The sequence below is a fragment of the Streptosporangium carneum genome (assembly GCF_027922005.1).
In the GTDB taxonomy this organism is placed as follows: domain Bacteria; phylum Actinomycetota; class Actinomycetes; order Streptosporangiales; family Streptosporangiaceae; genus Streptosporangium; species Streptosporangium carneum.
Window position 1 is genome coordinate 62,233 of the sequence record NZ_BSEV01000009.1, and the last position, 22,617, is coordinate 84,849.

A 22,617-nucleotide genomic window follows, 5' to 3' on the forward strand; every position below is an offset into this window, starting at 1 on the left:
CGGCGGTGCCGGGGTCGGCACCGCTCGGCGTGTCCGGTCGGGGTGAGCGTCGTCGCGCTCACCGGGTGGGGCGTCAGCCCAGCAGCGCCGGGTCCAGCACCACGTCCTCGCCGTGCACCGTCGGCTCCTCGGGGAAGTGACAGGCGGTCAGGTGGCCCTCCCGGTTGCCCCCCAGCCTGACCAGTGGCGGCTCCTCGGTCGCGCACTTGTCCTGGGCCTTCCAGCAGCGGGTGCGGAACCGGCAGCCGGACGGCGGGTCGATGGGGGAGGGGACGTCCCCGGCCAGCCGGATGCGCTCGCGCGACCCGCTCTCCACGCTCGCCTCGGGGACCGCCGACAGCAGCGCGTGCGTGTAGGGGTGGCGAGGGCGCTCGTAGAGGGAGGCCCTGTCCCCGATCTCGACGATCTTGCCGAGATACATGACCGCGACCCGCTGCGAGAAGTGCCTGACGATGGCCAGGTCGTGCGCGATGAACAGGAACGCGATGCCCATGTCGCGCTGGAGCTGCTGCAGCAGGTTGACGACCTGCGCCTGGATCGAGACGTCCAGCGCCGAGACCGGCTCGTCGGCGACGATCAGCTTGGGGCTGAGGGACAGCGCGCGGGCGACCCCGATGCGCTGGCGCTGGCCGCCGGAGAACTCGTGCGGGAAGCGGTTGTAGTGCTCGGGGTTGAGCCCGACGATCTCCAGCAGCTCCTTGACCCGCTTCTCCCTGCCGCCGGGCGGGTTGATGCCGTTGATCTCCATCGGGCCGCCGATGATGGTGCCCACGGTGTGGCGGGGGTTGAGCGACGAGTAGGGGTCCTGGAAGATCATCTGGATCTCGGCCCTGATCGGCTTCAGGTCCTTGCGGCTCGCGTGGGCGATTTCGCGTCCGTCGTACCTGATGCTGCCCCCGGTCGGCTCGAGCAGCCGGGCGACCAGCCGCCCGGTGGTGGACTTGCCGCAGCCGGACTCGCCGACCAGTCCGAGGGTCTCACCGGTCTGCACCGTCAGGTCGAGGCCGTCGACCGCGTGGACCTTGCCGACCTGGCGCTTGAACAGCAGGCCGCCCGTCACGGGGAAGTGCTTCTCCAGGCCGGAGACTTCCAGCAGTGGCTCGCTCACGCGTCCTCCCTCGCCCACGGCGTCCGCGGGCGGCCGGGCGCCCGGGACGCCTCGCCGCGCTCGTTCACACGCGGTCCTTCGCCGGCGGCGCGGGCGGCGCGTCGCCGTACTCGCTGGTTCACTGGTGGATCTCCCGCTTCTGGGCGAGGGTCAGGTAGCACGCGTCGCCGTGGCCGCGGTGCGGGGACAGTTCGGGCCGCTCGCCCCTGCAGAGCTCGGGTCCCGCCAGGTTCACGTAGTCGCACCTGGGGTGGAACGGGCAGCCGGACGGGAGGTTGATGAGGCTCGGCGGGGTGCCGCGGACCGGCGTGAGCGGCACGTCGACCGACGCGGTCAGCCGGGGCATCGAGGCCAGCAGGCCCCAGGTGTAGGGGTGGCGGGGCTCGCCGAGGACCTCCTTGACGGTGCCGCGCTCGACCGCCCGTCCGGCGTACATCACCAGCACGTTGTGCGCGGTGCTCGCCACCACGCCCAGGTCGTGCGTGATCATGATGATGGAGGCGCCCGTCTGGTCCTGGAGCTCCTTGAGCAGGTCCAGGATCTGGGCCTGCACGGTCACGTCGAGCGCGGTGGTCGGCTCGTCGGCGATCAGCAGGTCCGGGTCGCACACCAGGGCCATCGCGATCATCGCGCGCTGCCGCATGCCGCCGGAGAACTGGTGGGGGTAGTCGTCCACCCTGATCTTCGGCTGCGGGATGCCGACCCGTGTGAGCATCTCGACGGCGCGCGCCTTGGCCTCGGCCTTGCTCGCGCCGGTGTGCTTGCGGTACACCTCGCCGATCTGCCTGCCGATGGTGTGGTACGGCGAGAGCGAGGTCAGCGGGTCCTGGAAGATCATCGCGACCTTGTTGCCGCGCAGCTTCTCCATGGTGGACCGTGAGGCGCCGATCAGCTCCTGGCCGTCCAGGTGGATCTCTCCGCTGATCTTGGTGGTCTCCGGGTTGTGCAGGCCGAGCACGCTCAGGTTGGTCACCGACTTGCCGGAGCCCGACTCGCCCACGATCCCCAGGGTGGTGCCCTTCTCCACGTCGAAGGAGAGCCCGTCCACCGCGTGGACGACGCCGTCCTCGGTGTGGAAGTCGACGGTCAGGTCACGGACTGACAGGAACGGGTTCGACACTTTCTTCCGACTCCTAGCTCAGCCGTACGCGGGGGTCGATGACGGCGTACATGACGTCCACGATGATGTTGAACACGACGATCGCCCCGGCGGCCACCAGCACCGTCGCCATCAGCATGGGCAGGTCGGAGTTGCCGACGGCCTTGACCGAGAGCTGACCGATCCCCTGGAGGCCGAACGTGGTCTCGGTGATGATCGCGCCGCCGATCAGGGTGCCCAGGTCGACGCCGAAGATGGTGACGATGGGGATCAGGGTGCCTCGCAGCGCGAACCTCATCACGACCGAGCGGCCCGGCATGCCCTTCGCCCGCGCGGTGCGGACGTAGTCCTCGCTGAGCTGCTCGACCATCGTCGAGCGGGTCATGCGGGTGTAGTTGGCGGTGAAGATGATTGCCAGCACCACCCAGGGCAGGGCCAGCCCGGCGGCCCAGGCCGCGGGGTTCTCGGTGAACGGCACGTACTTGGGCTGCTGGAGGATGTGGTTCTGGTAGACCAGGAAGTACAGCGCCAGCGTGCCGACGAAGTAGATCTGCAGCGAGGCGCCGACGAGGGACGAGACACTGGCGATCTTGTCCAGGGCCTTGCCCTGCTTCAGCGCCGCGATGATGCCCGTCGCCACGCCGAAGGTGAGGAAGACGGCGGCCGCGCCGATCGTGAGCGACACGGTGAGCGGCATGCGGTCGAGGATCGTGTCCAGCACCGGTGCCCGGTTGACGAAGGAGAAGCCGAGGCAGGGAGCCGGGCAGTTGCCCAGGCCCTCGTAGTCGCGGCCGACGAAGATGCCCGCCACCCAGGCCAAGAACTGGGCGAACAGCGGCTGGTCCATCCCCAGGTTGTGTCGTGCCTGCTCCAGCAGTTCGGGCGGGCAGACCTTGCCGCAGGCGAGGCGGGCGGGGTCGGCCGGGATGGCGAAGAAGAGGAAGAACGTGCACGCGGCGATGATCAGCAGGGTGACCAGGGCGCCCAGGGTGCGACGAGTGATGAATCGAAACATGGCCTGTTTCCCGACGGTTGCTGGGAGACAGCGGCGGGGGCCGTGCGGCCCCCGCGGGCCGTGGTCCTCGCGCGTATCTCGCGGGGACCACGGCCGATGCTGTCCCTACGGCTTCACGAAGATGGTGTCCGGCTGGACGACCCACTGCTGCGGATCGATCTCGGCACCACCGACCTTGGAACCGTGGAGCATGGTGGCGATCCTGTTCTCGGCGACGACCAGCGGAGTGATCGTCTCCTGAACCTTCTTGTCCAGCGCCATCCACGCGGCGTTGGCCGCGTCGATGTCCGTCGTGGCGGTGATCTTGTCCATCTCGGCGGTGAGCGCCGGGTCCTTCAGGTGCGAGTAGTTGGGCGCACCGTCGGCGACGGGACCGAAGATCACCGGCATCACCGTGGAGCCGGAGGGCCAGTCGGCGCCCCAGCCGCCCCAGTACATGTCGAACTCGTTCTTCGTCTTGCCGATCGAGTCGTAGTAGGTCTTGCGGTCGAGCGGCTTGGCGACGACGTTGATGCCGGCCTTCTGCAGCGCGCTCTTGATGGCGACGGTGACCTGCTCCTGGACCGGCGTCTGGTTGTAGGCGTAGACGATGGTCGGCGTCGGGTTGCTCGACTGGGCCAGCAGTTCCTTGGCCTTGGCGATGTCGCCCTCGGGCTTGGTCTCCTTGCCGAACAGGTCGTAGGACTGGTAGCCGACCGTGGTGTTCTCGTTGAGGATCGTGGTCGGCAGCGCCGCGGCGGCGGGGCCGCCCAGGACCTGCTGGATCTGCTTGGACGGCCAGGCGTAGTTGATGGCCTGGCGGATCTTGATGTCCTTCACCCGGTCAAGGTTGAAGTAGTAGTAGTTGCCGTACGGCGAGGGGCTGTTCAGCCGGCGCGAGGCCAGAGCCGGGTCACCGAGCACCTGCTGCAGCCGCTCCGGCGGGGCCGAGGCGTAGAAGGTGAACGCGCTCTGGTCGGGGCCCGCGTCCGCCATGAGGCGGTCGGTCACCTGCAGGGCCTCGAAGCCGAACTCCAGGTGCCACTTGTCGGGGTAGGCGCCGCGGATCGGGTCGGTCGCCGGGTCCCAGTTGGGGTTGCGCTCGAGGTCCATGGACTTGTCGACCACGTGCGACTTGATGATGTACGGCCCGCTGGAGACGGGGGTCTTGTCGTACTGCTCCTTGGTGTCCTTCGCCTTCGGCACGATGGCGTAGCCGCCCATGGCGAAGGCGTAGTTCGCGTCGGCGTGCGGCGTCTTGAACTTGTAGATGATCGTCTTGTCGTCCGGCGTCTCGATCGCGTCGAGTTCCTTGCCGTCGTACGGACCCTGGTAGGCCTTCTTGTGGTCGACCTCGGTCAGCCACTGCTGGATGTAGGTCGGGCCCTGGGTGATGAACGGAGCGAACGTCCGCTCCATGCTCCACTTGACGTCCGCCGAGGTAATCGGCGTGCCGTCCTCCCACTTCACGCCGTCCTTCAGCGTGAACTTCCAGGTCTTGCCGCCGTCGGACGCGGTGCCGACGTCGGTGGCCAGGTCGCCGACCAGCTTGAACTCGCCCTTGGCGACCCGCTTGTAGCCGGTCAGGGTGCGGGAGATCAGCCTGCCGAAGTTCGCCTCGGTGTTGACGTAGATCTGCGCCGGGTCGAGGTGGGAGAAGTCGTCACGGTCGATCATCGTGACCGTGCCGCCCTTGACGACGCCCTCCGGCGGGATCGCGGGACCCTTGGAGTCCTCCGCCGTGCCGACGGTGATGACCGCCGGCTTGTAGGCGGGGGCGGCGGGGGCGGCGGCGGAGCCGCTGGGGCCGCCTGAGGAGGCGGCGGGAGCGCCCTGGTTGCCCGCGGCGCAGGCGCTGGTGACCGCCAGCACGCCGATGGCGAGGGCGGCCACTGCTGTCCGCTTTCGGACTGTCATCTTTCTCCTATTCGGTCTAGCGCTCGAGAGCATGGGGTTCTAGCGCTTGAGCTTGGGGTCGAAGGCGTCGCGGACCGAGTCCCCGAGCAGGTTGAAGGCGATCACGAAGATCACCAGAGCGACGCCGGGGAAGATCAGGTAGGTGATGTCGTTCTGGTAGACCTCGGTGCCGCGCCGGAACATGCGACCCCAGTCGGGGATCGGCTCGATCATCCCGACGCCGAGGTAGGACAGCGCGGCCTCGGAGGTCACCAGGGCGGGCAGCAGGAGCGTCGACTGGATCAGGATCGGCGTCCACAGGTTGGGCAGCAGCTCCTTGAACACGATCCGGGCCGGTGAGGCGCCGGTGACCCTGGCGGCCTCGACGAACTCGCGCTCGCGCAGCGAGAGCACCTGGCCGCGCAGCAGGCGGGCCAGCGCGGCCCAGCCGAACAGCGTCAGCACGAGCACGAGCGTCACGGCGCGCAGCCAGACCGGCGTCTCCTCGTCCGCGCTGACGAAGAGGTTCTCCACGACGGGCATGAACGCGATGATGAACAGCACCGAGGGGAACGACAGCAGCGTGTCGATCAGGCGGCCGATGAAGTAGTCGGTCTTGCCGCCCGCGTATCCGGCCACGATGCCCATCACGATGCCGATCATCGTGGTGAGGACCGTCGAGACGACCGCGATCAGCAGGGACGTCCTGATTCCGTAGACGAGCTGCATGAACACGTCGCGGCCCAGGCCCGGTTCGATGCCGAACCAGAACTGCGGGCTGATGCCGCCGTTGGCGGCGATCGGGTAACCGAAGTCGTTGAGCAGCCCCGGTGTGTCCTGGCCGTACAGGGTGTACGGGTCCTTGCCGTACACCAAGGAGATCACCGGCGCGAGCAGCGCGACGAGGATGAAGAAAATCACCACCACCGCGGAGGCGACGCCGGTCCGGTCGCGGCGGAAACGGAGCCACATCAACTGCCCGGGTGAGCGGCCCACCGTTTCCGGTGCCTTCACCACGGGCGCCGTTTCGGCGTTGGTCGCGGCTGGTGCGGGGATGGTCATGGTGCGGGAGCCCCCATCGAGCATGACTGAGCGGGATCTGGGGGAACCATTGCAAAACAGTCAGGGGCAAATCAATGGCCTGGCTGTTACTTGTTTTTTTGTTGTGCAATATAGATCAGGTTGTGGCTGCAATTCCATTGACCTGACAGGGGGGTCGGATGAAAGAATCGGATTCCCCACCGTCTGATATTCACGGATTTGTGACATACCTATGACATGACCATGACGGTCTGTCCGGTTGTCATGTCACCCTCCGCTGTGATCCCTTGACGTGGTTCTGTGCCGCCTGGGTAGGGTAATTACCCGCTTACGAGGGGCGGTGTGGCATGGATCATGGACTTTTCGGACCCGGTTCGGTGACCTGGCGTGTCATGGGAGAGCCGATCCTTCTGGTCGGCGGGTTCAGGGCGCTGCTGATGCAGGGGCTGCATCCCAGGGCCATGCGGGGGGTCGCGCAGAATTCCGCCCTCATGGATCCGGCCGAGGCGTGGTCCCGCTTCCTTCGTACCACCGAGTTCGTCCGCGTGCGCACCTACGGCACGAGCGCGGAGGTCGCCAAGGCCGGGGCCAGGGTCAGGAAGATCCACTCCAGCCTCACCGCGTTCGACCCCGACACGGGGGAGCGCTTCCGTCTCGACGATCCGGACGCGCTGCGCTGGGTCCACGTCGGCGAGGTCGACTCCTACCTGTCGGTCGCCCGCAGGGCCGGGGTGGGCCTGACCGACGCCGAGGCCGACCGGTTCGTGGCCGAGTGGCGGCGGGCGGCCGAGGTGGTGGGCCTGCGCCCCGACGACGTGCCCGGCTCCGTCGGCGAGATGCGCGACTACATGCAGGCCTGCCGTCCCGGCCTCTACTTCGCCCCCGAGGCGCCCCACCCGCTGCGCCAGTCGCTCAACGCGCCGTTGCCCGTCTATCTGCTCCCGCTCAAGCCGGTCTTCCCCATGCTCGCCCTCCTGGCCTTCGCCACCCTGCCGCGCTGGGCCCGCAGGCTGTACGGCCTGCCCGCCACCCCGGTCGGCGACCTGTGGGCGACGGCCACGCTGAAGGCCCTGCACGCCGGGATCGGCCTGGTCCCCGCTCCGGTCAGGTACGGCCCCGACGCCCGCAGGGCGCGGCGGGCGGTGGAGGGCCACGCCGCGTAGCTATACCAAGCGTCCGCTTGTTCCATATGGTGGAGGGGTGTCCCGTCCCATTTGCCGGACGTGGCACACTGATGGGGAGAGCAGCGTGCTCCGGGGTCGGTGAAAGTCCGAACCGGCGGTTAAAGTCCGCGACCCGGTCGAAGCCATCGACCGGTTGACCTGGTGAGATTCCAGGACCGACGGTTAAAGTCCGGATGGGAGGAAGCGCGCGGGCGGAGAGTGTCCTCAGACACCCTCCGCCATTGGGTGTACACACCTGGATCCCCCGGGGCCCGCCGTGGCAGACAGCTACCGGCGAGTAGGAGTCCCCGGATGACCGACCGGGCGCGCACGCGCCAGACGGCCGACTTCCCCGCGCGTGGTCGCGGCGCGGTCGGCGCCCCCCTTCACCCCGTGCCCGGCTTCGCCATGGCGTCCTGTCCCACCGTCCGTCCCGCCGTCGCGCCGGAGCGCGCGGCCGTACCCGGCGGAGGGTCCGCCCGCACGGCTCCCGCCGCCCCGCCCGGTCCCGCCGCGGCCCCCGCGCGCCGTCCCCGTCCCACCGGCCGGGAAGTCCGCGTGGCCGATCGAGGTTGTCTCGCGATACTCGCCGGGACACACCGCCTGGAGTTCGAGGATGTCACCCCCGTCGGCCCCGCCCCCCGCCTCGTCGCCACCAGGCCGGCACGCCCCGTGAAGGAGCTGTGAATGTTCACCGGAATCGTTGAGGAACTGGGCGAGATCGCCGCGATCGAGCCGCTGCGCGACGCCGCCAGGATGGCGATCCGCGGCAGGACCGTCACCGGCGACGCCGGGCACGGCGACTCGATCGCCGTCAACGGGGTCTGCCTGACCGTGGTCGACGTCGACGGGGAGGTGTTCACCGCCGACGTGATGAAGGAGACCCTGGACCGCAGCTGCCTGGGCGCCCTGCGTCCCGGCTCCCGGGTCAACCTGGAGCGCGCGGTCCGCGCGGACCAGCGCCTCGGCGGCCACATCGTGCAGGGACACGTGGACGGGACCGGCGTGCTGCTGGCGCGGGAGCCGGACGAGCACTGGGAGGTCGTCCGGATCTCACTTCCGGCGGAGCTGAACCGCTACGTCGTGGAGAAGGGCTCGATCGCCGTCGACGGGATCAGCCTGACCGTGGTCGGCGTGGACGCCGGGGGCTTCTCCGTGAGCCTGATCCCGACCACCCTGCGGCTGACCACCCTCGGCGCCAAGCAGCCGGGCGACCCGGTGAACCTCGAGGTCGACGTGATCGCCAAGCACGTGGAGAAGCTCGTCGGCGCGTACGTCCCGGGGAGCGGGTCGTGAACTGGGTCACCGAGGGGTTCCAGCTTCTCGGGGTCAAGGTCCTGTGGACCGACCTGGTGGGCAACGTGGCCGCGCTGGCCACTGTGCTGCTGGCGATCCGCAAGTCGATCTGGACCTGGCCGGTGCAGCTCACCGCGGCGGTGCTGCTGTTCGTCACCTCGGTCAGCGCCCACATCACCGGCAACGCGCTCAAGCAGGTCATGTTCGGAGTCCTGGCCGTCTACGGCTGGTGGCGCTGGACGCGCGGCACCCAGGGCGGCCAGAGCCTGGCCGTGCGTCCCGCGACGAGCCGGGAGCGGCTCGCGATGGTCGGGGTCATGGTCCTGGGCACGATCGCGGTCGGCGTCCTGTTCTTCCTCACCAAGCTCTCCTGGGGCGCGCTCGTCCCGCCGCCGCAGGGCTATCTGCTCGTCGCGGCGGACGCCTACATCTTCGTCGGCAGCGCCGTCGCCACCTGGGCGCAGGGCCGCGCGCTGGTCGACTTCTGGATCATCTGGGTGGCCGTGGACCTGGTCGGCGTGCCACTGGCCTTCAGCTCCGGGCTCGTGGTGTCCGGGGCCGTCTACGGGGTCTTCTTCGTCCTCGTCCTCGTCGGATTCTTCAACTGGCTCAAGGAGTACCGGTCCAGGACCGTGCTCGTCCCCAAGGAGGCTGTGTGACCGCGCTGGACCCCATAGAGCGAGCGATCGCCGACATCCGCGAGGGCAGGCCCGTCGTCGTCGTCGACGACGAGAACCGCGAGAACGAGGGCGACATCATCTTCGCCGCGGCCAAGGCCACACCGCAGCTGCTCGCCTTCACCATCCGCCACACCAGCGGCGTGATCTGCGTGTCGATGCCCGGCGAGGACCTCGACCGGCTCGGTCTTCCGCTGATGGTGCACGACAACAAGGAACGCCTCCGCACCGCCTACACGGTCAGCGTCGACGCCCGCGACGGGGTGACCACCGGCATCTCGGCCGCCGACCGCGCCAAGACCATCCGCACCCTGTGCGACTCGGCCACCGAGCCCTTCGAGCTGGTACGGCCGGGCCACGTCTTCCCGCTCCGCTACCGCGAGGGCGGCGTGCTGGTCAGGCGAGGCCACACCGAGGCGGCCGTGGACCTGGCCAGGCTCGCCGGGCTGCGTCCCGCGGGCGCGCTCGCCGAGGTCGTCAACGACGACGGCACCATGAAGCGGCTGCCGGAGCTGCGCGAGTTCTGCGACGAGCACGACCTGGCGCTGGTCTCGATCGAGCAGCTGGTGGAGTTCAGGCGGCGCACCGAGCGGATGGTGACCCGGGTCGCCGAGACGGTGCTGCCCAACAGGTACGGGACGTGGCGCACGTACGGCTACGCCAGCGCGCTGGACGGCGGCGAGCACCTGGCCCTCGTCTACGGCGACCTGGAGGACGGGGAGAACATCCTGGTCAGGGCGCATTCCGAATGCCTGACCGGCGACGTCCTCGGATCCCTGAGGTGCGACTGCGGGGTGCAGCTCGACCACGCGATGGCGGAGATCGCGGCCGAGGGGCGCGGCGTGGTCGTGTACCTGCGCGGGCACGAGGGCCGCGGCATCGGCCTGCTGGCCAAGCTCAGGGCGTACAGCCTGCAGGACGCGGGCAGTGACACCGTGGACGCCAACCTGGAGCTCGGGCTGCCGGTCGACGCCAGGGAGTTCTCCAACGCGGGCCAGATCCTGGCCGACCTGGGGGTGAAGTCCGTCCGGCTGCTGACGAACAACCCCGCCAAGTTGCGGGGCATGGACGGCTACGGCATCAAGGTGCTCGGCCGTGAGCCGATGCCGGTGGCGATGAACCCCCACAACGAGAAGTACCTGACGGCCAAGCGTGACCGCCTCGGTCACGACATCCAGGAGGAGAGCGCATGAGCGCACGGATCGCGGGGCGGAGCGCGTCCGTCCACCCGGGCTCGACGGAAGAGGGACTCGCATGAGCGGCGCAGGACGACCGCAGGCGGCGGCCGTGGAGGCGGACGGGCTGACCGTCGGCATCGTGGCCGCCCGCTGGCACGAGAAGATCACCGACCAGCTCGTGGCGAGGGCGGTGCAGGCCAGCGAGGACAGCGGGGCGACCGCGACCGTGATCCGCGTGGCCGGGTCCCTGGAGATCCCGGTCGTGGTCCAGACCCTGGCCAGGCGGTGCGACGCCGTCGTCGCGCTGGGAGCCGTGATCCGCGGTGAGACGGCCCACTTCGAATACGTCTGCGACTCCGTGACCTCGGGCCTGACCCGCATCTCGCTGGACGAGGAGACGCCGGTCGGCAACGGCGTGCTCACCTGCGACTCCCTCGACCAGGCCCTCGACCGTTCCGGCCTGCCGGGCAGCCACGAGGACAAGGGCTACGAGGCGACCGTCGCGGCCCTGGAGACCGCGATCCTGCTGAGGGATCTGCGTAAGGCCTAGAAGTGGTGCGCGGCGGGGGGCGGCCGGAGGGTGCGGTAGGTTTCGTTCGGCGTCGCGCCAGGGTCACAATTGCTGTGACCGGTGCTTTTCGAAGGAACGTGATCTTCTAGTGAGCCCCGAGAACGTCTCTCCGCCCCCGCTGCCCGTCGTGTGGCGGCCGAGGAGGGGGCGGATCGTGGCCTACGGCTTCGCCGGCCTGATCATGGTGGGAGCCGTGCTGCTGGCGATCCTGCTGCCCCCGCCGTTCACCCTGGCCGACAAGATCGCGATGGTGATCCTCGGCGGCGTGATCGCCGGAGTGCTGCACCTGCTGGGGCGCTGCCGGGTGGAGGCGGACGAGCAGGGGATCACCGTGGTCAACCCGTTGCGGGTGCACCGCTACGAATGGCCGGAGGTGCTCGGGGTGACGCTGACGGAGAGCGAGCCCTGGGCGAAGATCGACTTCACCGACGGCGCGACGATCGGCGCGATGGGGATGCAGGGCTCGGAGAAGGAACGGACCGTCCGTCAGGTCCGCGAGCTCACCGCGCTCATCCACGAACGCGGCGAGGCCGAGGAAACCCGCTGACCCGGCGCCCGGCCGGCGCGGCCGCGCGGCGTTCGGCTCCACGGTCGGGTTCCGCAACCCGGCGGAGACGATAACGAGATCATCATGGGTGATCCTCGACCCATGGGACGAACGAGCGTTGTGCTGGTGACGGCGGCCCTCCTGGTCGCCGCGACACCGGGCGGAGCGGTGCGTGCGGCGCCCGCGTCCGGCGACCTCAAGGCCGTGGTCGGCGCGATCAAGCGCCAGTTCGCGAAGAAGGGGAGCGTGCGCTTCTCCAACAAGGAGCGCTCGAAGGACTTCACCCTCGGCTCGGACGTCTGCGCGACGCGTGGCGTGTATCGCTTCGCGGCCCCGGGCGTGTCCGCCTCGGACAGCACGGAGCACTGCCGGGACGACTCAAGCCGATTCCGGATGATCACCATAGGGCGTGACAGTTACACGCAGAGCAACCGCTACTCGTCGTTGCCGAAGGGGAAGTGGAGCCACCGCAGGGACGTCGACGCCTTCCTGCGGACGGACGACCTGATCAGCGGGATCAATCCGAGGTTCCTCGAGCTGGTCGCCTCCCGGGGCTCGGTCGCCGCCGACGGCGGCGCCCTGGACGGAGTCGCCACCACTCTCCACTCCGGAACCGTGACGGTCCCGGAGATCGGCACGAAGCAGACCGGAACCACCTTCGGGCTCCAGGAGGGCCGCTGGACGGGAGGGCGGATCACGTGGCGGCTCTGGGTCGGTCCCGACGCCCTGCCGCGACGTTTCCACGCCGTCATCGTCATGGGCGGGTCCGAGGACTCCGGCGGATCCGACCGGGAGGACGAGGCGACCCAGACGTCGAACACCCTCTACACGCGCTGGGGAGCCCCCGTCAGGATCACGCCGCCGAGCAGGAGCGCGGTGGTGGAGGGGCCGTGAGAGCCTCGCCGGGAGGCGGGGCGGGTCAGGTCTCCTCGGCGAAGCGTTCGGCCTTGCCGGTCTCGCCCGCGACGAGCAGGATGGCGCCCCTGTGGATGACGGTGTCCGAGGTGGCGTAGGTGAACCCGCCGGACCCCTTGATCCCGACCACGGTCACGCCGTACTTCTTGCGGATGCCGAGTTCGCCCAGGGCCTTGCCCGCCGCCCACCCCGGCGCCCTGGTCTTGACCAGGGCGTAGCCCTCGTCGATCTCGACGTAGTCGAGCATCCGTCCCGTCACCAGGTGCGCGACCCGTTCTCCCATGTCGTGCTCGGGCTGCACCACGTGGTGCGCGCCGACCCGCTCCAGGATCCGGCTGTGCTGGCGGCTGATCGACTTGGCCCAGATGTCGGTCACCCCGAAGTCGGCCAGGATCGAGGTGGTCAGGATGCTCGCCTCGATGTCGCCGCCGATGCCGACCACGGCCCTGCCGAAGTCGGCGACGCCCAGCTGGGTCAGCGCGTCGGGGTCGGTCGAGTCGGCGCAGACCACGTGCGTGAGCTGGCCGGAGAGCTGCTGCACGTTCTTGGAGTCGTTGTCCACGCCGAGCACCTCGACGTCGCGTCCCACCAGTTCCAGCGCCAGCGCGCTGCCGAACCGGCCCAGGCCGATCACCACGACCGCGTCGCCGCGGTTCTTCTTGTCAACCAACGAGGGGACCTTCCTCCGGGTAGCGGAACCTGCGGGTCTGGACGTGCAGCGCCAGCGCGGCGCCGAGGGTCACGGGGCCCAGCCTGCCGACGAACATCAGGACCGTCAGCACCAGATGCCCCACGGTGCCGAGGTCGCCGGTGATCCCCGTCGACAGGCCGACCGTGCCGAACGCCGAGATCACCTCGAACAGCACGCGGTCGAGTTTGAACGGGGTCACCATCATCAGGACGAACGTACCGAGGGCGACCGTGGCCACGCTGAGCAGGGCTATGGTCAGCGCCTGCCGCTGGAGCTGCTCGGGCACGCGGCGGCGGCCCGCCGTGACGTCGGGTTCGCCCCGCAGCTCCGCCAGGATGACGAAGCCGAGCAGTGCGAACGTCGTCACCTTGATGCCGCCGCCCGTGCTCGCGCTGCCCGCGCCGACGAACATCAGCACGTCGCTGATCAGCCAGGTGTTCTCGTGCATCTGTGAGACGTCGACCGAGTTCAGGCCGCCGCTGCGGGTCATGGCGCTGTGGAAGAAACCGGCCAGGATCCGCAACCCCGGGGGGAGCCCTCCCAGGGTCGCGGGATTGCTCCACTCGGTGGCGGTGACGGCGGCGGTCCCGCCGAACAGCAGGGCGGCCGTCATCCCGACGGTGATCTTCGTGTGCAGTGACCAGCGCCCCGGGCGACGCCAGCTCCGGCGCAGCGCGGCGTAGACGGGGAAGCCGAGCCCCCCGGCGACCACGGAGAGCGCGAGCGGCAGGCAGATCCACGGGTCCCGGACGAACCGCATCATGCTGTCGGGCCACAGCGCGAACCCGGCGTTGGTGAACGAGGAGACGGCGTGGAAGATCCCCTGGTACAGGGCGCGGCCCAGCGGCTCGCCGTACCCGGTGACGAAGCGGACGGTCAGCACGGCGGCGGTCAGCGCCTCGACCGCCAGCGTCACCTTGGCGACGCCCGCGAGCACCTGGCGGACCTCGCCCGGCCCCAGGGTCCTGGTCTCCGCCTGGGTGTTGAGCGTGGCGCGCAGGCCTATCCTCCCCGAGACGACCAGTGCCAGGACGGAGGCCAGCGACATGATCCCGAAGCCGCCGATCTGCATCAGCACCATGATCACCATCTCGCCGAAGAACGTCCAGTGCGTCGCCGTGTCCTGCACGGCGAGTCCGGTCACGCAGACCGCGGACGTGGCGGTGAAGAGCGCGGACGTCCACGACGCCGCCCGGCCCGTCTCGACCGCGATGGGCAGCGACAGCAGCGTCGCGCCCGTCAGGACCACGACGAGGAAGGCGGCCACCACAACCCGCGACGGCGTGTTGATCCGCCGGAGCACGTTCTTCACGAGGGGTGAGAATACGCCTGTCGAGAGAAGAACGAGTCTCTCCTGCGGACCGCTTCGGCAGGCGTAGCCTGAGGTGGTGCTGAGGCGGACAACGAAGGCGTCGGACGTGGAGTCTCCCGGACAGCTGGGGGAGCTGCTCGACCGGCAGGCCTACCTCGCGGACGAGGGACTGGCCACCGCGGCCTTCCTGGCGCTGCGGATGGGCCGTCCGCTGCTGCTCGAAGGCGAGGCGGGGGTCGGCAAGACCGAGCTGGCCAGGACGCTCGCGGCGGTGCTGGAGGCGCCGCTGATCCGGCTGCAGTGCTACGAGGGGCTCGACGGGCCCCAGGTGCTCTACGACTGGGACTTCGCCCGCCAGCTCCTGCACCTCAAGGCCGCGGAGGCCGCCGGGACCACCGACGCGGCCCGGCTCGAGGGCGAGGTCTACGACCGGCGGTTCCTGATCGCCAGACCGCTGCTCAAGGCGATAGAGACCCAGCCGAGCGTGCTGCTGATCGACGAGATCGACCGGGCGGACGTGGAGTTCGAGGCGATCCTGCTGGAGGTGCTCTCCGATTTCGCGATCTCCGTTCCCGAGCTCGGCACGATCCGCGCGGAGAGCCCGCCGGTGGTCGTGCTGACCTCCAACCGCACGCGCGAGGTGCACGACGCGCTGAAACGGCGCTGCCTCTACCACTGGCTCGAGCATCCCTCCTTCGACAGGGAGGTCGCGATCCTGCTGCGGAGGCTCCCCGCCTGCTCGGAGACCCTCGCGGAGCAGGTGGCCGGGGCGGCGGGACGACTCCGCCAGGCGGGCCTGGTCAAGCCGCCGGGGATCGCGGAGAGCCTCGACTGGGCCGAGGCCCTGCTGACCCTCGGTGCTCGGGAGCTGGACCCCGACCTGGCCGCGGCGACGCTGGGCGCCCTGCTCAAACACCGTGAGGACCACGAGGCCGTCCTCGGAGACGGGTTCTTCGGCGGCCGCCATGACTGAGGACCCGGACCCCCGCCTCCGCGAGGCCCGCGCCTCGGAGGCCGGTGGCGTCGTGCCGCCGTCTTCCGACGGGAACGAACAGCGCCCGGCCGGGCGAGATTCGGAGGAACAGCGCCCGGTTTCGCCGGATCGGGAGGAAAGCGGTCGGATCAAGCGGGATCCGGGAGGACGCCACCGGGTCGGGGGGGACCGGGTCGAACGGGATCTGGTCGCCGTGATGACCGGATTCGCCAGGACGTTGCGCGCGGCGGGGGTTCCCGCCGACCATGAGCGGACCCAGGGGCTGCTGCGCGCTCTCTCCCACCTGGACGCGGCCGTGCCGCGCGAGGTCTACTGGGCGGGCCGGTTCACCCTGTGCGCCTCCGCCGACGACCTGCCCCGCTACGACAGGGTCTTCCAGGCCTACTTCGGCGGAATGCGGGCGGGACGCGCGCGACCGGCCGCGATCACCGTCACCCGGCACGTCGCCGCCCTGTCCGACGCCCCGGGAGAGGCACGGGACCGCCCGGCCCGGGTGGCGAGCGCGAGCCCGGCGGAGGTGCTGCGCAACCGCGACGTGGCCAGAATGACCGCTGCCGAGCTGGCCGAGGTGCGGCGGCTGCTCGCCCTGCTGCGGGCGGGCCGTGAGCGGCGCGGGTCGCGGCGGTTCGGGCCGTCGCACCGGGGACGCCTGGACAGCAGGGCGACGATCCGCGAGACGCTGCGGCGCGGCGGGGAGACCGCGCGGCTGCGCTACCGGGCCCACCGGACCAGACCTCGCAGAGTGGTGCTGCTCGTCGACGTCAGCGGCTCCATGACCCCCTACGCCGACACGCTCCTGCGCCTGGGCCACGCGCTGGTCCGCTCGGAGCCCCGGGCGACCGAGGTGTTCAGCGTGGGCACCCGCCTCACCAGGCTCACCGCCGAGCTGCGCCACCGCGACCCGTCGACCGCGATGGACGCCGTCTCCTCGGCCATCCCCGACTGGAGCGGCGGCACCCGTCTCGGCGAGGAACTGCGCGCCCTTCTGGCGTTGAACGACGCGGCGGGCGCGGTGGTCGTGATCGCCTCCGACGGGTGGGAGAGGGGTGACGTCTCGCTGCTCGGCGCGCAGATGGCCAGGCTGTCCAGGACGGCGCACCGGGTGATCTGGGTCAACCCGCACAAGGGGCAGGAGGGCTACCAGCCGCTCACCGCCGGGATGCGCGCCGCCCTGCCGTACGTCGACGACTTCGTGGCCGGGCACAGCCTGGCCGCCTTCGAGGAACTGGCCGGGCTGCTGGGAGGCGCGCATGCGTGACGTGCTGTCGCAGATCGTCCGATGGTGGGAGGCGGGGGAGACGTTCGGCCTGGCGACCGTGGTGGACACCTTCCGCAGCGCGCCCCGCCCCGCGGGCGCGTCCATGGCCGTCTTCGGGGAGGAGGCGGAGGGCAGCGTCTCCGGCGGATGCGTCGAGGGCGCCGTCTACGAGCTGGCTCGCGAGGTGGTCGCGTCCGGCGTCCCGGTGCTGCAGCGTTACGGCGTGAGCGACGACGACGCCTTCTCCGTCGGACTGACCTGCGGCGGCATTCTGGACGTCTTCGTCGAGCCGGTCTCGCGCGAGACGTTCCCCGAGCTGGGGGAGGTCGCCGGGTCGGTGATCGAGCGTGAACCGGTCGCGGTGGCGACCGTGCTGTCGGGGCCGGGGCGGGTCGGCGCCCGCAGGGTGATCTGGGCGGACCGATCGTCGAGCTCGCTGGGCGTCGCCCGCCTCGACGCCGCGGTCGACGACGACGCGAGGGGCATGCTCGCGCAGGGGCTCACCGGGGTCCGCCGGTACGGCGCGCGGGGCGAGCGGCGGCTCGACGAGCTGTCGATCTTCGTGCACTCCTTCGCCCCTTCGCCCCGGATGCTGGTCTTCGGCGCGATCGACTTCGCCGCCGCGGTCGCCAGGGTCGGCAAGTTCCTCGGCTACCACGTGGTCGTGTGCGACGCCAGACCCGTCTTCGCGACCCCCAGACGTTTCCCCGAGGCCGACGAGGTGATCGTCAAGTGGCCGCACGACTACCTGAGCTCGGTCACCGTGGACGAACGGACCGCGATCTGCGTGCTCACGCATGATCCCCGCTTCGACGTCCCGCTGCTCGAGGTGGCCCTGCGCACCCCGGCGGGCTACGTCGGCGCGATGGGGTCGCGCCGCACCCACGAGGACCGGCTGGCGAGGCTGCGCGAGGCGGGCCTCGGGGAGGGCGAGCTGAAGCGCCTGCGCTCGCCGATCGGGCTGGACCTGGGCGCGCGGACCCCCGAGGAGACCGCGGTCTCCATCGCCGCCGAGCTGATCCAGCTGCGCTGGGGCGGTTCGGGACGGCCGCTGAGCGACGGCTCGGGCCGGATCCACGGGGACGGCTCCCGCGAGCGGGAGGCGTTTCCCGCGGCGTCGAAGGACGAGGGCGGAGACTCGGCGGGGGAGCGCTCCGCGTGAGCCGGGAGGCGGAGGGGCCCACGGCCGGGGCGGCGAGGGGGCCATCGCGGCCCGGCGGGCGGCTTTCGTGAGGTCGGCGGGCGGCGAGGAGGTCTTCATGAGGTCGGCGGGCAACGAGGAGGTTCTCGTGAGGTCGGTGGGCGGGGCGGGGCCGTGGAAGGGGAGCGGCCGGGGCAGGACGGGGAGCTCCCGGTGAGGGCGTTGAGCGCGGGGCTGCTGCTGGCGGCCGGATCCGGCTCCCGGCTCGGCACGCCGAAGGCTCTGGTCGACTTCCGCGGCGAGCGGCTGGTCGACCGGGGGGTCCGGCTGCTGCGCGAGGGCGGCTGCCACCCCGTGGTGGTCGTGCTCGGCGCCGCGACCGTCCAGGTGCGGGCGGCGGTGGCCGTACGGAACCCGGACTGGCGCTCCGGGATGGGATCCTCGCTCCGCACCGGTCTTGAGGCGCTCCCCGCCGACGCGGAACGAGTGGTGGTCGCCCTGGTCGACCAGCCGTTCATCGGGTCCGAGGCCGTCGGGCGGCTGATCCTGGCGGCACGTGACGGAGCCTCCGTCGCCGTCGCCACCTACGGCGGAAGGCGGAGGAACCCGGTGCTGATCGCCAGGGAGCACTTCGGCGAGGTCGCCAGGCTCGCGGTCGGCGACGTCGGAGCCAGGCCCTTCCTACGGGCGCACCCCGAGCTGGTCGTCGAGGTTCCCTGCGACGACGTGGGCGACCCCGCCGACATCGACACCCCCGCCGACCTTTCGGCCTCACGGGCTCGTGGAGGACTCCCGCAGGCGCAGTGAGGCGACGGCGGCGCGGTGGTCGCTGCCCGCGGCCTGTTCCACGCCGGCGCTCGTCGCCGTGAGCCCCCGGTAGAGGATGTGGTCCGGCCTGGTCACGGGGAAGGACGACGGCCAGGTGAAGCCGAACCCCGCCCCGGCCTCCTGCTGGGCGTCCGACAGCGGCGGCACCAGGCCGGAGCGCTTGCGGTCCGTCGTGGCGGTGTTGAGGTCGCCGAGCAGGAGCAGATGCTTGCTGCCGTCCCGGTCGACGATCTTCCTGGCGTGGGCGAGGGTCTCGTCACGCTGGGCCGTCTGGCCAGGACGGGCCGAGGCCAGATGCATCACGTACACGGTCAGATTTCCCCTGGGGGTCTCGACCACCGCCCGCAACGCCCTGGCCCAGTCGAGGCCGATGTCCACCTTGCGGGCCTCCAGGATCGGGAACCTGCTCCACAGGCCGACGGTGGTCACCTGGTAGCGGTGCGGAAAACGGCCGTCGAGCGTCTTCGCCGCGGGGCCGCCCTCGGTCAGCTCCTGAACGGCGACCAGGTCCCTGCCCCTGGAGACGTCCCGCACCGCTCGCGCCGAGTCGCCGTTGGTCGCGCCCACGTTGAGCGTGGCGACCGACACGTCGCTCGGGCCGCCGGGCGGGGTGCGCAGCAGCGCGGGGCCGAACATGACCCCCCACACGGCCGCGGGAAGCAGCGTCGCGACGATCACCTGCCACGAGCGGGTGAACAGGGCGCCGAAGACCAGGAACGGAACGGCGACGCCGAGCCATGGGAGCAGGCTCTCCAGCACCGGTGTGAAACCCCCCAGCTCCGGCAGGAGCCGGTGGCCGCAGAGGACCAGGCTCAACACCCCCGAAACCACGATGATCGCCCGCCTCAGCACACTGCTCCTTGTCCGCGTCCGCCCGGCTTCGAGGGGGTTGCCCCGCCCCGAACCCCGTACGCTACCGGCCTCGCGCCGGACGCGCGGGGGCTTGGTGCTTCGACGGTGAGTCGATAGCCTTGGCGCGGAGACAACGGAATAACATTCGGTTTTTGCGGTTGCCGCGGAAGGACGATCTCACGATGCGTATCGGTATGGCCCTGGGCTACGCGGGGGGCTTCAAGGAGACGGTGGCCGAGCTGGCCGACTACGAGAAGGCCGGCCTCGACATCGTCTTCGTGGCCGAGGCCTACAGCTTCGACGCGGTCAGCCAGATGGGCTACATCGCCGCCAAGACCGAAAGGCTGCAGATCGCCTCCGGCATCCTGCCGATCTACTCGCGCACGCCCGCCCTGCTGGCCATGACCGCGGCGGGCATGGACTACGTCTCCGGCGGTCGCTTCACCCTCGGCCTGGGCGCCTCGGGGCCGCAGGTCGTCGAGGGCTTCCACGGCGTGCCGTACACCGCGCCGCTCGGCCGTACCCGCGAGATCGTGGAGATCTGCAGGCAGGTCTGGCGGCGCGAGCGCCTGGTTCACGAGGGCAGGCACTACACCGTCCCGGTCCCCGCGGACCGGGGGACCGGCCTGGGCAAGCCCCTGAAGATCATCAACCACCCGGTCAGGGAGCGCGTCCCCATCGTGATCGCCGCGATCGGCCCGAAGAACGTCGAGCTCTGCGCGGAGATCGCCGAGGGGTGGGAGCCGATCTTCTACATGCCGGAGAAGGCCGCGGAGGTCTGGGGCCCCTCCCTCGCCGCGGGCAAGGCGAGGCGTGACCCGTCGCTGGGCGAGCTGGACGTCATCGGCCAGGCCGCGCTGGCCATCGGCGACGACGTGTCCGGCTGGCTGGAGTTCGGCCGTCCGATGGCGGCCCTCTACATCGGCGGCATGGGGGCCAAAGGCAGGAACTTCTACAACGACCTGGCCCGCAGGTACGGCTACGAGAAGGAGGCGGAGGAGATCCAGAACCTCTACCTCGACGGCAGGAAGCAGGAGGCCGCCGCGCTGGTCCCCAGGCAGCTGCTCGAGGCGATGTCCCTGATCGGCCCCGAGGGTCACGTCCGCGACCGCATCCAGGCGATGAAGGAGTCGGGCGTCACGACCCTCAACGTCACGCCGCTCGCCCACACCCACGAGGAGCGCGTCCGCCTCATCGAGAGGGTCCGGGACCTGGCCTCCTGAGCCCCGCCGTCCGCGCCCCGGCGCGGCCCCTCCTCCGGCGAGGGGGCCGCGCGGCGGCCGTCGGCTCCCCGCGCCCCTGACGAGCGCGAGGTGTTCCCGGGCGGGCCGGGCGTGGCGCGCTCCCGGATGCGGCGCGCTCCCGGCCGCCACCTCCCCGCACGAGGCTCCCGCGCGGGACGCTCTCGGTGTGGTTTCCCGGGACTTCTCTGATTTCTCCGTGTTTCCGGTGCGGTCGAGGCTTCTCCCGCGCCGGGGAACGTGATATGGATCACAGGGTAAACCGGAATTTTCCTACCGGTTGAGGAGGTTTTACCGCCTCGTGAGGTTCTCCCCGGTGATCGTGTGGCTCGTCGAGCGACTGCACGTGGACCTGTGCCGCCTGAGCAGTCAGCTCTGTCCCTGAACGCAGTTCCCGCCCCCTTCTCCTCACCCCGCATGCCGCCTCGGCGTGAGCATGCCCTTCTGCCGGAGTCGTGTCCGTGAAGAAACTCTCCTTCTCCCTGCAGTTGCTGCTCGGTCTGGTGATAGGCGCGGCCCTCGGGTTCGCCGCCCGCGCCGGTGACGTCGCCTGGCTCACCGCCACCCTGACCGAAGTCGGCAAGATCTTCGTCCAGCTCCTCAAACTCGCGGTCCCGCCGCTGGTCTTCACCGCGGTCGTCGTCAGCGTGGCCAACCTGCGCAACGTCAACGGGGCCGCCAGGCTCGCGGGCAAGACGCTGCTGTGGTTCCTGATCACCTCGCTGATCGCGGTGGTCTTCGCCATCGGCCTCGGCCTGATCCTCAACCCCGGCCAGGGCGTCACCATCGCCACCGAGAGGGCGAAGGCCGTCGACCTGGAGGGCGCGGGGACCTGGCTGGACTTCCTGACCGGCATCGTCCCGACCAACATCGTCACCGCCTTCACCGAGCTCAACGTCCTCCAGATCGTCTTCCTGGGAGTCGTCCTCGGCGCCGCGGCCCTGGCCGTCGGCGAGAAGGCCGAGCCGTTCCTCGGCTTCAGCCGCTCCGTCCTCGAGCTGGTCCAGAAGGCCCTGTGGTGGGTCATCAGGCTGGCCCCGATCGGCACCGCGGGCCTGATCGGCAAGTCGGTGGCGAGCTACGGCTGGGATCTGCTCGCCCCGCTCGCCAAGCTCAGCGCGGGTGTCTACATCGGCTGCCTGCTGGTGCTCCTGGTGAGCTACCCGCTGCTGCTCGCCTTCGTCGGCAAGGTCAACCCGCTCACCTTCTACCGCAAGGCCTGGCCCGCGATCGAGCTGGCCTTCGTCTCCCGTTCCTCGGTCGGGACCATGCCGCTCACCCAGCGGGTCACCACCGAGCGCCTGGGCGTGGACCGCGACTACGCCTCCTTCGCGGTGCCCTTCGGGGCGACCACCAAGATGGACGGCTGCGCCGCGATCTATCCCGCGCTCGCCGCGATCTTCGTGGCCCAGGTGTTCGACGTCCCGCTCGGCGTGGGCCAGTACCTGCTGATCGCGTTCGTCTCCGTGGTCGGCTCGGCCGCGACCGCCGGGCTGACGGGCGCGATCGTGATGCTCACCCTGACCCTGAGCACGCTCGGCCTGCCCCTGGAGGGCGTCGGGCTGCTCCTGGCGATCGACCCGATCCTCGACATGATCCGTACCGCGACCAACGTCGCGGGGCAGATCGTGGTGCCCGTCCTGGTCGCCCGCTCGGAGGGCCGTCTCGACGAGGCCGTGTTCGACGCCCCGCCGCAACCCCTGGACGAGGCGCCCGCCGTGGTCCGTCCCGCCTCGGGCCCGGAACCCGCTCTCGCCTGAGCTTCAAGCTCAGCCCTGTCCCGGCGCGGCCGGCGTCGTGGGCGGGGGGGGTGGG

23 protein-coding genes and 1 riboswitch are annotated in these 22,617 nt (G+C 70.4%); of the genes, 15 read left to right on the forward strand and 8 right to left on the reverse strand.

Annotated features, from left to right (window positions below; translation table 11 throughout):
• Nucleotides 1-73: 73 nt before the first annotated feature.
• From PKF00_RS20565 to PKF00_RS20585, 5 genes are all read right to left on the reverse strand, one after another.
• Nucleotides 74-1,108: an ABC transporter ATP-binding protein gene (locus PKF00_RS20565; RefSeq protein WP_271219205.1), complete on the reverse strand. Its 1,035-nt coding sequence runs from the start codon at nucleotides 1,106-1,108 to the stop codon at nucleotides 74-76.
• 118 nt (nucleotides 1,109-1,226) lie between these two features.
• Nucleotides 1,227-2,228 carry an ABC transporter ATP-binding protein gene (locus PKF00_RS20570; RefSeq protein ID WP_271219206.1) on the reverse strand — a complete coding sequence of 334 codons (1,002 nt, stop codon included), beginning with the start codon at nucleotides 2,226-2,228 and terminating at the stop codon, nucleotides 1,227-1,229.
• Nucleotides 2,229-2,241: 13 nt separating this feature from the next.
• Entirely contained in the window at nucleotides 2,242-3,222 is a 981-nt protein-coding gene (locus PKF00_RS20575; RefSeq protein ID WP_271219207.1) for an ABC transporter permease, read from the reverse strand.
• A gap of 105 nt (nucleotides 3,223-3,327) precedes the next feature.
• Entirely contained in the window at nucleotides 3,328-5,118 is a 1,791-nt protein-coding gene (locus PKF00_RS20580) for an ABC transporter substrate-binding protein (protein ID WP_271219208.1), read from the reverse strand.
• A 39-nt stretch (nucleotides 5,119-5,157) separates the two neighbouring features.
• Nucleotides 5,158-6,159: an ABC transporter permease gene (locus PKF00_RS20585; RefSeq protein ID WP_271219209.1), complete on the reverse strand. Its 1,002-nt coding sequence runs from the start codon at nucleotides 6,157-6,159 to the stop codon at nucleotides 5,158-5,160.
• Nucleotides 6,160-6,485: 326 nt separating this feature from the next.
• Between PKF00_RS20585 and PKF00_RS20590 the strand changes: the two genes are divergently transcribed.
• From PKF00_RS20590 to PKF00_RS20625, 8 genes are all read left to right on the forward strand, one after another.
• Nucleotides 6,486-7,301 carry an oxygenase MpaB family protein gene (locus PKF00_RS20590; RefSeq protein ID WP_271219210.1) on the forward strand — a complete coding sequence of 272 codons (816 nt, stop codon included), beginning with the start codon at nucleotides 6,486-6,488 and terminating at the stop codon, nucleotides 7,299-7,301.
• A gap of 81 nt (nucleotides 7,302-7,382) precedes the next feature.
• A riboswitch (FMN riboswitch) is annotated at nucleotides 7,383-7,513 on the forward strand.
• 100 nt (nucleotides 7,514-7,613) lie between these two features.
• Nucleotides 7,614-7,988, forward strand: coding sequence for a hypothetical protein (locus tag PKF00_RS20595; RefSeq protein WP_271219211.1), 375 nt, complete (start codon nucleotides 7,614-7,616; stop codon nucleotides 7,986-7,988).
• Nucleotides 7,989-8,597, forward strand: coding sequence for a riboflavin synthase (locus PKF00_RS20600; protein ID WP_271219212.1), 609 nt, complete (start codon nucleotides 7,989-7,991; stop codon nucleotides 8,595-8,597). It begins immediately after the preceding gene.
• Complete coding sequence (locus tag PKF00_RS20605; RefSeq protein WP_271219213.1) at nucleotides 8,594-9,256, forward strand: nicotinamide mononucleotide transporter family protein; 663 nt, start codon at nucleotides 8,594-8,596, stop codon at nucleotides 9,254-9,256. Before PKF00_RS20600 ends, PKF00_RS20605 begins: the two co-directional genes overlap by 4 nt.
• A complete protein-coding gene (locus PKF00_RS20610; protein ID WP_271219214.1) occupies nucleotides 9,253-10,467 on the forward strand; it encodes a bifunctional 3,4-dihydroxy-2-butanone-4-phosphate synthase/GTP cyclohydrolase II in 1,215 nt (404 codons plus the stop codon). The genes PKF00_RS20605 and PKF00_RS20610 overlap by 4 nt, the downstream gene beginning before the upstream one ends.
• A gap of 61 nt (nucleotides 10,468-10,528) precedes the next feature.
• Nucleotides 10,529-11,002: a 6,7-dimethyl-8-ribityllumazine synthase gene (gene ribH, locus PKF00_RS20615; RefSeq protein ID WP_271219215.1), complete on the forward strand. Its 474-nt coding sequence runs from the start codon at nucleotides 10,529-10,531 to the stop codon at nucleotides 11,000-11,002.
• 109 nt (nucleotides 11,003-11,111) lie between these two features.
• A complete protein-coding gene (locus PKF00_RS20620; protein WP_271219216.1) occupies nucleotides 11,112-11,570 on the forward strand; it encodes a PH domain-containing protein in 459 nt (152 codons plus the stop codon).
• A 102-nt stretch (nucleotides 11,571-11,672) separates the two neighbouring features.
• Nucleotides 11,673-12,464, forward strand: a complete 792-nt coding sequence (locus PKF00_RS20625; protein ID WP_271219217.1) for a hypothetical protein — start codon at nucleotides 11,673-11,675, stop codon at nucleotides 12,462-12,464.
• A gap of 25 nt (nucleotides 12,465-12,489) precedes the next feature.
• Here PKF00_RS20625 and PKF00_RS20630 read toward each other — a convergent pair whose 3' ends face one another.
• Complete coding sequence (locus tag PKF00_RS20630; protein WP_271219218.1) at nucleotides 12,490-13,155, reverse strand: potassium channel family protein; 666 nt, start codon at nucleotides 13,153-13,155, stop codon at nucleotides 12,490-12,492.
• Nucleotides 13,148-14,488 (reverse strand): TrkH family potassium uptake protein, encoded by a 1,341-nt coding sequence (locus PKF00_RS20635; protein ID WP_271219219.1) that lies wholly within the window; start codon nucleotides 14,486-14,488, stop codon nucleotides 13,148-13,150. Before PKF00_RS20635 ends, PKF00_RS20630 begins: the two co-directional genes overlap by 8 nt.
• A gap of 76 nt (nucleotides 14,489-14,564) precedes the next feature.
• Between PKF00_RS20635 and PKF00_RS20640 the strand changes: the two genes are divergently transcribed.
• The 4 genes from PKF00_RS20640 to PKF00_RS20655 all read left to right on the forward strand — a co-directional run bounded on the left by PKF00_RS20640 (nucleotide 14,565) and on the right by PKF00_RS20655 (nucleotide 18,688).
• Entirely contained in the window at nucleotides 14,565-15,461 is an 897-nt protein-coding gene (locus tag PKF00_RS20640) for an AAA family ATPase (RefSeq protein ID WP_271219220.1), read from the forward strand.
• Nucleotides 15,462-15,678: 217 nt separating this feature from the next.
• Nucleotides 15,679-16,740, forward strand: coding sequence for a vWA domain-containing protein (locus PKF00_RS20645; RefSeq protein ID WP_271219221.1), 1,062 nt, complete (start codon nucleotides 15,679-15,681; stop codon nucleotides 16,738-16,740).
• Complete coding sequence (locus PKF00_RS20650; protein ID WP_271219222.1) at nucleotides 16,733-17,902, forward strand: XdhC family protein; 1,170 nt, start codon at nucleotides 16,733-16,735, stop codon at nucleotides 17,900-17,902. The genes PKF00_RS20645 and PKF00_RS20650 overlap by 8 nt, the downstream gene beginning before the upstream one ends.
• Nucleotides 17,903-18,103: 201 nt before the next feature.
• A complete protein-coding gene (locus PKF00_RS20655; RefSeq protein WP_271219440.1) occupies nucleotides 18,104-18,688 on the forward strand; it encodes a nucleotidyltransferase family protein in 585 nt (194 codons plus the stop codon).
• Here the strand turns inward: PKF00_RS20655 and PKF00_RS20660 are convergent.
• Nucleotides 18,653-19,561, reverse strand: a complete 909-nt coding sequence (locus PKF00_RS20660) for an endonuclease/exonuclease/phosphatase family protein (RefSeq protein WP_271219223.1) — start codon at nucleotides 19,559-19,561, stop codon at nucleotides 18,653-18,655. The genes PKF00_RS20655 and PKF00_RS20660 overlap by 36 nt on opposite strands.
• 182 nt (nucleotides 19,562-19,743) lie before the next feature.
• Here PKF00_RS20660 and PKF00_RS20665 point away from each other — a divergent pair, with 182 nt between their 5' ends.
• The 3 genes from PKF00_RS20665 to PKF00_RS20670 all read left to right on the forward strand — a co-directional run bounded on the left by PKF00_RS20665 (nucleotide 19,744) and on the right by PKF00_RS20670 (nucleotide 22,562).
• The gene (locus tag PKF00_RS20665; protein ID WP_271219224.1) at nucleotides 19,744-20,784 is read left to right on the forward strand and encodes an LLM class F420-dependent oxidoreductase; all 1,041 of its coding nucleotides are present in this window, start codon (nucleotides 19,744-19,746) and stop codon (nucleotides 20,782-20,784) included.
• A gap of 340 nt (nucleotides 20,785-21,124) precedes the next feature.
• Nucleotides 21,125-21,187, forward strand: a complete 63-nt coding sequence (locus tag PKF00_RS44695; protein WP_369011177.1) for a putative leader peptide — start codon at nucleotides 21,125-21,127, stop codon at nucleotides 21,185-21,187.
• 76 nt (nucleotides 21,188-21,263) lie between these two features.
• Complete coding sequence (locus PKF00_RS20670) at nucleotides 21,264-22,562, forward strand: dicarboxylate/amino acid:cation symporter (protein ID WP_271219225.1); 1,299 nt, start codon at nucleotides 21,264-21,266, stop codon at nucleotides 22,560-22,562.
• Nucleotides 22,563-22,617: the final 55 nt, after the last annotated feature.

What these genes read in the sequence shown, in the direction of transcription:
- PKF00_RS20575 (WP_271219207.1), bottom strand. Translation starts at nt 3,222, where the DNA reads ATGTTTCGATTCATCACTCGTCGCACCCTGGGCGCCCTGGTCACCCTG.
- PKF00_RS20580 (WP_271219208.1), bottom strand. Translation starts at nt 5,118, where the DNA reads ATGACAGTCCGAAAGCGGACAGCAGTGGCCGCCCTCGCCATCGGCGTG.
- PKF00_RS20585 (WP_271219209.1), bottom strand. Translation starts at nt 6,159, where the DNA reads ATGACCATCCCCGCACCAGCCGCGACCAACGCCGAAACGGCGCCCGTG.
- PKF00_RS20590 (WP_271219210.1), top strand. Translation starts at nt 6,486, where the DNA reads ATGGATCATGGACTTTTCGGACCCGGTTCGGTGACCTGGCGTGTCATG.
- PKF00_RS20595 (WP_271219211.1), top strand. Translation starts at nt 7,614, where the DNA reads ATGACCGACCGGGCGCGCACGCGCCAGACGGCCGACTTCCCCGCGCGT.
- PKF00_RS20600 (WP_271219212.1), top strand. Translation starts at nt 7,989, where the DNA reads ATGTTCACCGGAATCGTTGAGGAACTGGGCGAGATCGCCGCGATCGAG.
- ribH (WP_271219215.1), top strand. Translation starts at nt 10,529, where the DNA reads ATGAGCGGCGCAGGACGACCGCAGGCGGCGGCCGTGGAGGCGGACGGG.
- PKF00_RS20625 (WP_271219217.1), top strand. Translation starts at nt 11,673, where the DNA reads ATGGGACGAACGAGCGTTGTGCTGGTGACGGCGGCCCTCCTGGTCGCC.
- PKF00_RS20645 (WP_271219221.1), top strand. Translation starts at nt 15,679, where the DNA reads ATGACCGGATTCGCCAGGACGTTGCGCGCGGCGGGGGTTCCCGCCGAC.
- PKF00_RS20650 (WP_271219222.1), top strand. Translation starts at nt 16,733, where the DNA reads ATGCGTGACGTGCTGTCGCAGATCGTCCGATGGTGGGAGGCGGGGGAG.
- PKF00_RS20665 (WP_271219224.1), top strand. Translation starts at nt 19,744, where the DNA reads ATGCGTATCGGTATGGCCCTGGGCTACGCGGGGGGCTTCAAGGAGACG.